We start from the raw sequence: 14,039 nt of genomic DNA on the forward strand, positions 1-14,039 counted from the left end.
TATGTTAATTAGATTATCTCCTTAATATGACTCTCTGAATATTTTTGACGACTACTGATATCGACAATCAAGTTTCCAATAAATCCCATTGCTATAAACTGGACACCTACAACAAGCAGCAAAACTCCCAACAATAACAAAGGCCTTCCACCTATGCCTATTCCTCTAAACCATTGTGTTGTAAGATAAAAGCAAATAATGAATCCTAGCAAAGCTGAATAGACACCTATCCTGCCAAATAAATACATCGGACGATCACTATACTTCAAGAGGAAATTGGTTGTAAGTGAATCAAACGCCCCCCTCATATATCTTTCCACACCATATTTAGACGCCCCGTGTTGCCTCTTATGATGTTCTACAGTTATTTCTGTGATTCTAAAACCGTTCCTATAGGCAAGAACAGGAATATATCTATGAAGTTCTCCATACAAATCCAGGCTTTCAACAACCTCGCGCCTAAAGCATTTAAATCCACAATCATGATCATGAAGTTTTACTCCTGATAAAGAAGAAGTAACCTTGTTGAACAATTTGGATGGTAATCTTTTCTCAGCCGGGTCCAATCTATTGAACTTCCATCCGACTACCAGATCATATCCCTCGTCTATTTTCTGTATAAACCTAGTAAATTCCTTTGGATCATCCTGCAGATCAGCATCAAGTGTAAATACAAGGTCCCCTGTCACATGGTGAAAACCAGCATTTAAAGCCGGAGATTTACCAAAGTTTTTTCTAAAGGAAATAAGATGAACTTTTGAATCCTCTGCTATAAGCCCTTTTATCACACTTTCAGTATTATCTTTACTTCCATCATTAACAAACCAGATTTCATATTCTGAAGCCTGCTGCGCATCAAAGCACATTTGAAGCCCAGAACGGACTTGCTTATATAACTCTCCTAATGATTCTGCCTCATTATAGGCAGGAACTAATACAGATATTTTTCTTCCCATAACAACTTAATAACCAATTATACTATTGGTCATTCCCCTTTCCTGTAATTGATATCTAATTATCTTGATACGCTTTATTTCATGCTTTGTATTTTCTCATCTTCATAAGATATACAACATTGTGGAAATCATCAGCGATTCTTGAATTTCAATATTCCCCCAATATATTATTTCCCATTTTTGTACTGTAGCAATAGTTATAAATTCGCAAATTATTGCTGATATATATTCGTTGATTTATCATCTACAACAAATACCACAACTAGACATTTCTTTAACCAATATTCTAACTAATATTCTATTTTTTTTGAAAAACAGAACATATTTTATAGCCATCAACCCAAACAGTGTACTGTTCTTCATATCCCTGATATTCAATATCATTTCCTTTTATGTTTCGATAATCACATATTATATACTTTGGTGTCTCTTCGGGTATTATTCGTTTCTTATCATCATCTGTTAAAAGATCAATTGTCCTTGATCCCCCTTTTAGGGAGAACTGACCGTCTTCACGCTTAAGAATCCAGTTTATTGCTTCATAACTCGTTGTTCGCCACTCCTCGCGGTCAAACTGATCTCCCACAGGGCGCCCAATAATATTCAGATATGCTCCTTCATGAGGATGATTACTCATTATCCAAGCAGCTTGAATAAGTATATAAACAAAGCATATCCCCACAACAATATGCCTAGTATTCCTTTTTTCATAAAAATAATTGATTCCAAAACACGTCAAAGTACAGAAAAACACAAAAACATAGTACATGTGATGCCAGCCAATATATATCCTGGAATGCATTAAGATAACAGCAAGTACATTCCCCCAAAACAAGGCAATAAAACATACATGCCACTTATATTTAGTAATAAGTGCGCTCCATGAATGACCACTTTGAATCCAGTCCTTAATTGATAGAACATGGCCAAATACAAAAAAAACTATATATAAAATAGGGATGCTAATACCAAACCAAACAAATAAATAATACCATGGCATTTCATCGCAAGTTATGAGTCGTCCCATAAAAAGCATAGTTTTATCCCATATGTCGTAATTTGAAAATGTCTCATACGTCTTTGAAAACGTTCCGAACGGATTCTTCCATGCCTTTGGTGTTATTAAATACCAAAAAAACGTAAAAGACAAAGATAAAATAACATATTTATATACAAGATTAAACGAAAGGATACTCTGTGCATTACGCTTTTCTGAAATAAAGGCAGTAATATCAGTCAATAAATAATAACCTATCATCAATGCCAAAAATGAAATTGCCATAAATCGTGTATTAACCGCGAGAGCTATAGACGCTCCTAAAAGGATTTGATTAATCGCCTTAGGATGCTCTATCGAATTAATCATAAAAAAGACAACAATCATGTTAATCGCAGCGAATACTAAATTTTTAATATCAAAAAATTGCATCGCAAAAAATCTCGGATATAACATCAACATAGCCGTTCCTATGATTGGCACAATTCTATTATGTGTAAATAACTGTTTTAGAGAAAAATAATAAAAAACATACCCAATGTAACAAATCAGAAAAGTTGCCAAGTGTCTTATTAAATAGACAGTCCTAGTTGGCAATGAAAAATTATATAAATCTTCAATTAAGACCAACGGAAGTTGAAGTGCCACCCCATAATAAGAATTATACTCTTCAAGAGAAGGATATTCCGACAATTGATCTATTTTTCTGTCAAAAATCACCTCGTTTATGTATTTATAAGTTACCAGTGAATGTCTTCTCTGAACCGCTTCATCCGTAGAAATACCATAATCTTTGTAAGCCATAATACCAGCCAAAAAATATACCGCGAAAAATAATATCACTGATACAGCAAATAAGTTATTTTTATATTTTTGAAATAATGTATTGTTACATTTTATTTCTTTTTTCATACATAATCCTTTTTCTATGAATTATAGATTCCTAATTGCTTCATATACTCTTTGACAATTCCTATCATCTGGAGTAAGAAAAAAGCCGTCAATCTTAGCAGCATAATTGGTATCAACATGGCTGCCATCATTCATTCGATCCAAGCAATAATCCACTACATCTTCAGATCTATCATAAACCGGTCCAAAGCCATCTCTTTTATAAGAAAAATAACCTTCTTTATAATGCTTTTTCCTAAATTCAGTAGCATCAAACTGATAGTAAACAACCGGTTTATGCATATAAGCAAAATCAAAAAACACACTTGAATAATCAGTGATCAAAAAGCTTGATCTGATAAGTAAATCCTGAACATCGTACTCAGATCTTTTCGCAACAATTACAATGTCTTTGATATCAGCTTCCAGATTTTCTTCAAACAGATACGCATAAGGTTGAAATGAGAAATGCAAATAAAAAATAATCTTATATCCATTATCTCTGGCCCATTGCGTCATGCGCTTATCATTTAAAAGAGACATAAATGCACTATAATATTCGCTCTTTAAAAATGTTTGTTCTTCTTCAGCACTAGCCCTCTTCTTCATAGAATCAGACGTACGAAGCCAGCTGCGAAAAGTTGGCATTATCAGTATTATCTTCTCGGTGCATGATGTCTTCATGGTTCGATACAGCTTGTCATATCTGCACAAGCCTGTTAATGCTATCTTATCATCAGGAATAGAATATCTTGCCTTGTAGTGTTCATATTCAGGTCTTGCACCTGTTGTCATTAATGAATATCCGGATTTTCTGTAGTCATAATGATTATCCAGATCATCCTTCTTAATTCCATGACCTATAAATATTGTCTTTTGATCATGCCTTACAAATCTGTTTCTGAGTCTGTAATAGGATGCATAGGGTTTGTTGGCGTGCAGCTGTCCTCCCACACAATACTTTGCAGCCACATAGTAAAGTAGATGCTTGAAGGACATATAATATATTATTCTATCACCGGGAAGTCTTGATACATCCGGAGAACCCTTTACAATAATATAATAGGCACTAACATCCGGGTGTTCCCTCATCATATAATTCATAAAATGATAGCCATTATCGCGAGCTTCATTTTTCTTTTCGCCTATTAGCCAAATCTCCTGATCCAGAAGCTTTCTACAAACTGAGTGTACAACAATCCATGCTAGGCAGAGTCTTATATATGCAATTACAAATCCCGGTATTCTACTTATTTTATTGATCATGTTCATATATTATCCAGGTGCTACTATATAGTTTCATTAGCAGTGACCCTCTTCTTTGGGGCCTCAAATTCCATGATAAGACCGTCTGAAAATATCACTTTCCTGGGATAGTGACACCTTCTCTTCTCTTCCGGAGGTAACTCCATATACTTTGATCCATATGTTGTCTTCAAATGATAATCATAATCTGTCGGTATTATATAATTACGGTCTTCAAATGAATGTAGCACTCCCTCTCCAAACGTCTCTACAGGATAAGTCACTCTTTCCCCTGGATACTGGGAAGCAAAACGAGTATAATATCTACCTGTTTTAGATTTTCCAACAGATATCCAATCAAGCATTGCAAATAGCAATTTTCTGGGTATCAAACTGATTATGACGTTTTTAGGAAAGGGTAGTCTATCTGTAATATCCTTTTGTTCTATGATGCCTAATACTCTTCTGTATCTTTCCTTGGTCTGTGCAATCTCATCAATTGAGCCATCAGTGAGATCAATCGGGAAAATATCAACGAATATTCCCCATTTACTGACCGTCCGACCGTTGTCCTCTTGAAAAAGAGTGCCTTTTTTGCAGACTTTTGCAAAGCCGCGTGAATACTTTTTTTCTGTAGTTATCCAGGCAAGGCTAAATCTATCACCTAGTTTGTCAGAGCAAATATTGATAAACCTGTTAAAGTCCTCTCTGGGCATCATGATATCCAGATCATCATCCCATGGAATAAATCCATTATGACGTATCGCACCTAATAGCGAGCCTGCGCAGAGGTAATATCTTAACCCGTTATCTTTGCACAGATTATGGATTTCATCCATAATCTCCAATATCTCATTGTGCAGTTTTGGCAGATAGGCCTCTTTATTGATAGCTTCCATTTAGTTAATCCTCTTTTATAATTCGTTATAATATTTTTGATCTTTTATTTTTAAACATATTAGCCATTTTACTGATGAGCAGCCTGCTCTCGCTATTATATACGACTAGATCAACAGTAATTGTAATTGCAAAAGCTATTGCAGTTGTAGCTATCGCACCAAGTATCCATTCAAACGCAGTATCTATCTTACTAGTATAGTTCTGAGCAATCATATACACAGCACAACCAGTAGAAAGTGCGATCACAATATGAAGAATACATATACTCATACTTCTCTTGATAACATTGTGACTGAGATATATTGAATACTGAACTGTCCTGAAAATAGCTGATGCAAGGGTACCTATAGCAACACCTATAAGGCCAAATTTAATAACAAAACATATGGATAAAACTATGTTGATACCCGCCTCTATAAATGCACCATTTCTAGTCTGCTTATAATGTCCTATTGATGTAGTAATCGTCTGATATGGCAGTCTGAAGCAGCTAAATGCACCGGCTAGTGTTAGTATAACACCAAAGAGGGGCTGGCTATAGTTTACATCATTAACACCTTTAGTATATAAGAGAGCAAAAGGTGTAACCATCGCAGCAGTAACAGAGTATATTACTGAAGTCAGTGAAAAAACTATAAGCTCATATAAGCCCAGGTTGATCCTCATTTGATCATACTCTTTGCGAGCATACATATTACCAAATGCAGCACCAAATCCACTGACAAAGTTTAATAAAACCTTCCTTATATTCACTATTACATAATTATATACTGTATATACAGATATCAATCCAAGAGAGCTAAATACTGTCAGGATCATTATGTCTGTATTAGCATTAACAAAGTTTGCCACTTCATGGCCTACCGCATCCCAGCGCTGTTTGATCAGATCCTTTGAAGAGCTTGCACCTTTAATGATTGAATATCTTCTCTTGGTATACATGTTAAGGATGATCGGCCCCAAAACAAATACCAGCGAACTTCCCAGCTTCACAATATGTATTCCAAAGCCAAGTTTAATGATGATCACTGAAATAATAGTGCTGATAATAGTTTTGGCGATATCAAACAATGTAGTTATATACTGCCTTTGATCAGCAGTGAGTAGCATCTGAGCAGACAGACCAAAATAATACTGAGCGAATGTTGACATTGATATGATCAGTATCAGCGAGAAGGAAAATATAAAATCAAAGTCGTGATTCAATACAGTGGGATAAAAAGCTGCAAATGCCAAAACAAATCCCACAAAAATAAGAGCTATCCTGTGCATAAACTTTTCGGTCTGGCCAATAATTGCACTGATAGCATAAGTATCACATTCTGCTAATGGTTTATATAGAGAAGCTCTGGTAACCCCCCCAATTCCGGATTTCATTAATGCTATAACAGAAATGAACTGATTGATTGATGATGTCAGTCCATTATAGTTTGATCCAAATGTCGTCAATATAATCCTAGGCAGAATAAGGCCGCATATCAGAGTAACTCCTTCGCTGGCAAAACCTGCGATCATATTTATAAATGCTTTTTTACTTCTACTACTATCTTTCATTGATAACACTCACCATCTCAAAAAAATAACATCATCCTAGATTATCATTGACCTAACGAAAAAGCAAACTTCGAACATGTAATAGTATGTTATATAAGCTCAAAGATCTATATGCTATCTTAAGCGATGCTTTTTGGGGAATAGTTGCAGTTTTCTTCTCCGAAATGAATGCTCTTATAAGATTTCTGTTTTTTCTCCTATCAGACTTAGGCAGCATACAATAGCGGTTAATGATTGATAATACTAGTACATCGTGATAGTACAGGCATAGGTTTTTTTTACTCTTGTCTAATTTTTCCGATTCATCCAGTAGTCTGGAAGCGACATACGAATAACTGTCATAGGACTTTTTGTAATTCTCACTGGTAATAATAGAGTTTGACCTAAATCGTCTTTGATAATACTCATCAGGTATTGTCTGAACCCTACTAGCTCGTAGATATGCCAAAAAAGTAAAATCTTCATCTTCATGAATATGTATCTCATTGAAGACGAGATCTATCCCATTAAGAAAAACGCGGCTAAAAAGTCTGATACATACACTTGGCATATATTCTTTGTTTTTAAGCTCTATTTTAAGAGCCTCTTCCCCAGTCATCGTCTGGTAAAACGGGATTTTTTCTCTGGTATATTGATAGAGCACCTCACCCCCTTTATCAGCAAAACTGTGAGCACCAAAAGCTAATATATCAAGCTGCTGATCTACTGCCCTATTCATAAGCTTTGATAAACAGTCACGGCTTAAATAATCATCACTGTCAACAAAAAGTATATATTTGCCATTGCAGGCCTTCATTCCTGTATTCCTGGCACTGCCCAATCCTCCATTTTTCTTATGGACAACAGATACAATATCGTGATCTTTTGCATATCTGTCACATATCTCTCCGGATGAGTCAGTTGAGCCGTCATCTACAAGGACTATCTCATAGGAATCATAATCCTGATCCAGCAAACTCCGAACGCACTCATCCAGATATTTTTCCACATTATAAACCGGCACTATTATGCTTAACTCTGTATTTCTATGCTCATTGACCATTTAATTTTTATCTCATTTCAGAATATTATACGCTTAGTTATTCTTTGATTGATTTCCCCTCTACTACTCGCAATATAGTACTACTGACTCCTTCAGTATGTTTCAGGTAAACAACATCCACACCATATTTTTCAAGCTGTTTTTCTGTGGCCGTCCATCTCTCAGAACCTTTCCAGTCATCTCCAATAAAAACAGCATCAAATCCGATAGATTTATATAATTCTTCTTTATCGAGTGTATTTACAATAATTGTCTTATCTACACTTTTGATATTATCTACGATAGTACAGCGTTCCTGTTCATTTATTACCGGAGTTTTGTGCTTATAATCCTCAACCAACAGATCCGAGTTAACTCCCACCACCAGGTATTCACAGTACTCTTTTGCCTGATTAAGCAAATTCAAATGACCTATATGAAACATATCATATACGCCTTGCGTATAACCTATTTTATATTTTTTCATATCTCTCGCTCGCCTGTATTATAACAACGGATTCCAGCTCCATCCACTCACCTGTTTATCCTACCATAAATACGGCTATCATTCACTGTTTTCTTTCCTTTAAATACCTTCCGGCATCGATTACAAAGCTATACACCATCATCATCATGATAATGCCGATAGGAAAGGCAGATATAATGCTGATTGACTGAATATTATTCATAGAGCTTTCTGAGAATACCAATGCTATAGGCAGTATTATCAGTAGGATGCACCAAAGCAATATCACTGCCGTATGTGGTCTCTCATCCTCTTCTATCTTCTTATAGCTATAGCAAGCTGCAGTGTAAGCTATAGAATCAAAGCTGGTAGCATAAAAGGCAATCATGCAGAGCATGATCCATATCAGGAAGACATCGCCTGCAGGCATAGTACGAACGATACTCATGATCAGTTCATACAAATCTCCGCTTGCTTCATAACGGCTTATATAGTCTGCTGCTCCAATGCTCTGAAGGCCAAGGCTATGATTACCCAACACTATAAATGAACTGATAGTGGATCCTACGCCAAAGACATAGCCTCCCATAATGGTCTGCCTGACAGTACGTCCCCTGGATATATTACCGATGAAGAAGGGTGCTGCTATGCACCAAACCATCCAATATGCCCAGTAATAAATTGTCCAATCCTGCGGAAAGTTATTAGTCCTGGCCGGATCCATATATGTACTAAGGCCTATGAAATTCTGGATCATCTTACCCATTGATTCCACGCCGTTTTCTATAATGAAGCGTCCCTGACCACCTAGCAGTAAAAAAGCTATCTGTAATCCGAAGAAAAGGTATATACAAAGCTTTGCCAGAAAACTGATACCCTTAAATCCGTGAAGTACCGCATATGTATATACCAGACAGGTAATGATCAGAATTATTATAGTTACTGCTGTCCTTGATATGGATACCCCAAATAATGTAACAATAATCTCAGCCATAAGCGGAGTAGCAACCGAAAAAGTGGTTGCAGTACCCGCCAGTAGTGCAAAGAGTGCAAAAAGATCGATCACACGCCCCATGAAACCATGAGCATTATTCTCGCCGATAAATGGAAGACATGCTTCACTGTATCTTTGTTTATCCCTCTTCCTGCAATGGATCATAAAACCAAATGCAGCTGCCAGTACAAGGTAAAAGGACCAGGGTATAAAGCTCCAATGAAAAAGGGGAAATACACCTGCCCATTCCATGATATTGTCTCCCATCTCTGCAACATGTGGATTAGTTGCATACATTACCCACTCTGCAAAACTGTAAAAGAGAATATCCGCAGCCAGACCACAGGTAAACATCATGGATCCCCAGGTAAAGAAACTATACTTCGGTTTTTCTTCCGGATCTCCCAATACAATATCTCCAATTTTTGAAAAGGATAAAAATATAGAGATTGCCAAGAACCCCAGGCCAATCAGTATGTAATAGCTGCCAAGGCTATCCCCAAAAAAGAAACGTACCTTGGATATGGCCAGATTAGCCTCTTGCGGAAACACAAATAAATATACTGCCAAAGCCATTATAATAACAAATGGCACTAATGTTATCATCCAGTCTATTCTGTTACTATCAGCTATCTTATGCTTATTGTCCCCCATTTATACTTCCTCCCATTTCTCGTAGCTTTTATCCAGCTCTGCCAGTTCCTGCAGACTATCAACCTCTATCATATCGCCTTTCTGCATAGGATATATCCCCAGCTGATAATCCTCAAAATGACAAAACATAGCCAGGTCATCCCAGTATATATCTCTGTTACCGGCTTCAAATTCCATCTCCAGATGTTTCCTAAGGCGCATGCCATCTTCCATAGTCCACCGGGATACAGAGTAGAGCTGCCAGCCATTACTTCCTCCCGTCCTGGAACAGGATCTGACTATACCGTCCTTCACTTCCATCAGCCATTCATCGGTATGAGAATCAGTCCATATAGCATTGTAGCCTGACCTGACAAACTCAGGTTTTAATATTTGGGGATTATATATTATCTGATCGCCATCTAAAATAATACAATCGCCCAGATATTCACGGGCCACATAAAGCGAGCTTATATTATTGCAGCTGTCATAATATGGATTCTCAATTAACTGTATAAAAGGTTTATCCTTTGACCAGCTCTCAAACTGTTCTTTAAGATATCCTACTACTAAATATATCTCCCTTATCCCATTGGCTTGCAGTGCATCCACCACGGTATCTATCATTGCCGTACCATTCACTTTTACCAATGGTTTTGGAGTTTTAAGCGTCAAGGGCTGCATCCTCGAGCCCACCCCCGCGGCCATGATAATAGCCCTTTTCACAAGATGTTTCTCTTCCACTTCAGTCCTCCACTATTAGTCGCCTCTCATTATTTGAGTCCTGGTACCCGCTCATCTGCAAGGTAACGATAATAGTCCTTGGCATACCTGTACTGCCTGAGTGAATACTCTCCAAACTCCACACCAAAACCCGACTTATATTCGCACCAGTTGGACCATAACAGTCCACAGGCTGATATGTATGCATATATCTTGAGTCTGGTCATATGATCACATCCATCTTCAAAATACATATCTATAAGCCGGTCTACTTCCTCACGATCATACAGACTATAGATAGCAAACATCGCTATATCCACATGAGGATCCTGCATACCTGAGTATTCCCAGTCAGTTAACTGTACTTCTTCCTCAGCTTTTTCATCTGTTTTATAAAACAGAAAATTATCCGGTACCGCATCTATATGCGTCAGACAAAGCTCCTTATCCATACTGTCAATAAAACCTTTGAGCTTTAAGACATGTTCTTTGGTTTGTTTATAATCCTCATAAACAGAAGGTCGTCCCGCCCATAGATTTTCATAAAAATCTATTTGTCCAAAGATATCAAAGCGGTGATCAACCACAAGTTTCATATCATGAAATTTTTTTAACTTTTTCATGCATATCCTGACGTCAGAGAGATCCCCGGGATCACATACACGTACTCCGTCCAGGTATGCTGTGATCTTATAGCCGTTTGCAGGATTGATATATACAGGATCATCACAGAGTCCCCTGCCGCTAATGGTTTCAAACACCCTTGCTTCATGCCTTCGATCTATGAGCATATCAGTGCCCTCACCGGGTATACGCATAATATATTTTTTTGAGCCTACAGTAAACAGAAAAGATCTGTTAGTCATTCCTTTCTTCAAAACCGAAATATCGACTACCTGTCCGGGATCAGTATGGAAAACATTTGCGATAAGGTCCAGAGCATCTGATTGAAGCTGGTCTGAATTCTCATCTACCTCTCTAAGCTGCTCATACGTATTGATCTCGAGCACATCCCTGCCGGCTACCAACCTGGCAGGGATCATCATCCTGTCAGACTGATAGAGCGCTATCTCCCAAAAATCATTATCATGTAGTCCGCTGCTTGCAGCATCCATAATATTCTCACGTATAACTTTCGCATCATTCCGGGTCAGATAGGATATCCCTATCATGCTATTACCTTTTTCTGCTAAAGCCACTCTCACAAGTTCTCTTTTCCGGTTTACCCTGACTTCACTTTCAGGATCCTCTTTATCAGATACCATATACCAGGAATATAACTCATGCTTACTAAATGGGTTATATCGACACCATATATCAGAAGGGATGATATATGTATCAGATATGTCATCAACCGCCAGCAATAGTGAACAGAGATTATTTTTACGGCTATACTCAGGGTTAACTATAAGCTTGACATTATATTTGTCTATGAGATATTCAAAGCTCTCCTTCATAAAACCGACAACCACAGTAATGTCATCTATACCGCTTTCATGCAGCTGTCCTATCATTCTCTCGATCAGTCTTTCATTATTGACCTCCAGCATAGCTTTTGGTGTTGTCATATTGATAGGTACCATTCTCATACCAAATCCCGCCGCGAGAATAATAGCATTCCTGGGTCTGCTGTTTTTGAATGTTTCCCTTGCTTTAGAAGTGAGGCTGTAGTCCTTATCCAGATATCCGTCAGATACCAATGACTTTATGCTATGATTCACTGTCCCCAGGCTATACCCTGTGGACTCTGCCAGGATTCTCTGATTAACAAAGGGATGCTCATTTAATTGTTTGATAATATCTGCTTCATGTATGTTCATGAACATATTATAACTCCTTTTTGATGAACATGAGACCATAATTATTTCTGACACTAATTTATTAGCCGCTTATAGCTTCCAAAAACCAATCTTTGCCAACATTCTCTTAAAGGCTGCCTTGGCAAACACAGGCACTGCAGCTGTTACCGATCCCCCATCTGCCATATACTTGCTGTAATACTCCCTGATATCACTCCCGCTGCCTTTTTCTATGCATAAGGCAAGCTCTGTCTTTCTTCTCAATACAAGCAGCCTGGGATTCTGCTCAAATACATCTCTATATTTATTGATGATCAGCTCAAAACCATCTATTTGCCGTTTCAGGCTTCTGGTGATAGCCTCATCGGAATAATAATAGTTAGTAAGACATTCATTTATGGAGGTTACCTTGTGATCTTTACATATCCTGATCCACAAGTCCAGATCCTGGCAGGAAGGAAAAGCTTCATCAAACATCCCCACCTCATCCAGGATAGACCTTCTGATCACAGGAACAGAACATCCTCCGATGGCATTACCGCCTACAATCTCAGGAAAAATATCGTCGTCTTTAATATATGGGTAGAATCTTCTCACTCGATTGTTGGAATAATAATTCATCCCGCCATATACCATCGCCACCTGTGGATCATCAAAAAAAGGCAGGTGGCGTTCCAGCTTGTCAGGTTCCCAGCTATCATCATCATCAAGAAGGGCTATATATTCCCCCTTTGACATGCGGATACCTCTGTTTCTGGAATAACACGCTCCGCTATTAGATTCATTAACATAATAACAGATACGATCATCCCCCAGGGCTGACAAAGCACTGCTTATCTCTAAGCTTGATTCTTCATCGGGATGATCATTTATGATAATAAGTTCCAGATTATCATATGTCTGGTCCAGTACACTTCTGACTCCTCTCATGAGAACATCCACAGGTCTTTTATATGTTGTGATTATTACTGATACCAATTTTTGAGTTCTTTCCATTTATCCACCATTATCAATCTTCTCCGGGAAACTTGCATTCTACAATCCCATGACGATTTACTCTGTCCTCCAAGGGAGGCAGCTGCATATAATCACCATAAGCATCCGTAAGATATCTTACATAACCCTTGGGGCACTTAAACAGCTCTCCCTCAAATTCCAGTTCTGTAGTCTCTCTTATATCATCATAATGAAGTATCCAGCTTCCATAAGCTGAATCTGTAAATGCCAGCCTGTCCTGAGAACTACTGCCATTATATCTTTGAGCTACGCGGTCATAGAGTCTGATCAGCGAATCTCTGCTGTAAAACATTGCCATTATCTCTATTGGAATAAAAAGAGCGTGCTTGATATACCTCACAGGGCCTGTGTGTCTCATCCACTGCTTGTAACCACATTTCATAAGCATCATCTTCTTGGACAGCTCATAAGGGACCGATTGCAGTATCCGCTGATAGGCCTTAGAAGGAAATATATCATATGGAAAAATGTCTATAAAAAAGCCATTTTCGCATTCGCTATCCTTGGTAATCTCTTCTACATATACCGTATCTCTCATTCTGAGCTTGGCATAAGACTGTGCATAGTTGATATCACTCTCCCTGGTCTGCAAAAAGAATCGTTTATCAAGCAGAGCCGGAGCCTTACTGATAAAAATCTCGTAGTTCTCTCTAAGCATTCCCACGTCCGCATCATCATCCCAGGGAATGAATCCCTTATGCCTGACTGCACCCAGCAAGGTTCCGGAGTCCAGATGATAATCCAGTTCCAGAATATCGCACACTCTCTTAAATTCCTTCAATATATCCAGCATACATAGCTGAACTTTTCTCAATAATTCATCATCCATTATCAATACCCTGC

General features: G+C 37.8%; 12 protein-coding genes. All 12 read right to left on the minus strand.

What is annotated here, in order from left to right; translation table 11 throughout:
- Positions 1 to 8: 8 nt before the first annotated feature.
- Positions 9 to 956 carry a glycosyltransferase family 2 protein gene (locus tag G636_RS0100105; RefSeq protein ID WP_026506348.1) on the minus strand — a complete coding sequence of 316 codons (948 nt, stop codon included), beginning with the start codon at positions 954 to 956 and terminating at the stop codon, positions 9 to 11.
- Between the two features lie 298 nt (positions 957 to 1,254).
- Positions 1,255 to 2,865, minus strand: coding sequence for a hypothetical protein (locus G636_RS0100110; RefSeq protein WP_026506349.1), 1,611 nt, complete (start codon positions 2,863 to 2,865; stop codon positions 1,255 to 1,257).
- Positions 2,866 to 2,886: 21 nt separating this feature from the next.
- Complete coding sequence (locus G636_RS0100115) at positions 2,887 to 4,116, minus strand: CDP-glycerol glycerophosphotransferase family protein (RefSeq protein WP_026506350.1); 1,230 nt, start codon at positions 4,114 to 4,116, stop codon at positions 2,887 to 2,889.
- 17 nt (positions 4,117 to 4,133) lie between these two features.
- Complete coding sequence (locus tag G636_RS19110; RefSeq protein ID WP_051226338.1) at positions 4,134 to 4,988, minus strand: LicD family protein; 855 nt, start codon at positions 4,986 to 4,988, stop codon at positions 4,134 to 4,136.
- A 25-nt stretch (positions 4,989 to 5,013) separates the two neighbouring features.
- Entirely contained in the window at positions 5,014 to 6,543 is a 1,530-nt protein-coding gene (locus tag G636_RS0100125; RefSeq protein WP_035778322.1) for a lipopolysaccharide biosynthesis protein, read from the minus strand.
- A 52-nt stretch (positions 6,544 to 6,595) separates the two neighbouring features.
- A complete protein-coding gene (locus G636_RS0100130; RefSeq protein WP_026506352.1) occupies positions 6,596 to 7,585 on the minus strand; it encodes a glycosyltransferase in 990 nt (329 codons plus the stop codon).
- 37 nt (positions 7,586 to 7,622) lie between these two features.
- Positions 7,623 to 8,051 carry an adenylyltransferase/cytidyltransferase family protein gene (locus G636_RS0100135; RefSeq protein WP_026506353.1) on the minus strand — a complete coding sequence of 143 codons (429 nt, stop codon included), beginning with the start codon at positions 8,049 to 8,051 and terminating at the stop codon, positions 7,623 to 7,625.
- 82 nt (positions 8,052 to 8,133) lie between these two features.
- Positions 8,134 to 9,678, minus strand: a complete 1,545-nt coding sequence (locus tag G636_RS0100140) for a BCCT family transporter (RefSeq protein WP_035778325.1) — start codon at positions 9,676 to 9,678, stop codon at positions 8,134 to 8,136.
- The gene (locus G636_RS0100145) at positions 9,679 to 10,401 is read right to left on the minus strand and encodes an NTP transferase domain-containing protein (RefSeq protein ID WP_026506355.1); all 723 of its coding nucleotides are present in this window, start codon (positions 10,399 to 10,401) and stop codon (positions 9,679 to 9,681) included. It lies immediately after the preceding gene.
- Between the two features lie 29 nt (positions 10,402 to 10,430).
- Entirely contained in the window at positions 10,431 to 12,200 is a 1,770-nt protein-coding gene (locus tag G636_RS0100150; RefSeq protein ID WP_026506356.1) for an NTP transferase domain-containing protein, read from the minus strand.
- A gap of 69 nt (positions 12,201 to 12,269) precedes the next feature.
- Positions 12,270 to 13,175, minus strand: a complete 906-nt coding sequence (locus tag G636_RS0100155) for a glycosyltransferase family 2 protein (RefSeq protein WP_026506357.1) — start codon at positions 13,173 to 13,175, stop codon at positions 12,270 to 12,272.
- 13 nt (positions 13,176 to 13,188) lie between these two features.
- Positions 13,189 to 14,025 (minus strand): LicD family protein, encoded by an 837-nt coding sequence (locus G636_RS16580; RefSeq protein ID WP_035778328.1) that lies wholly within the window; start codon positions 14,023 to 14,025, stop codon positions 13,189 to 13,191.
- Positions 14,026 to 14,039: the final 14 nt, after the last annotated feature.

Origin of the sequence: Butyrivibrio sp. MC2013, from assembly GCF_000424585.1 — a bacterium.
GTDB lineage: Bacteria > Bacillota > Clostridia > Lachnospirales > Lachnospiraceae > Butyrivibrio.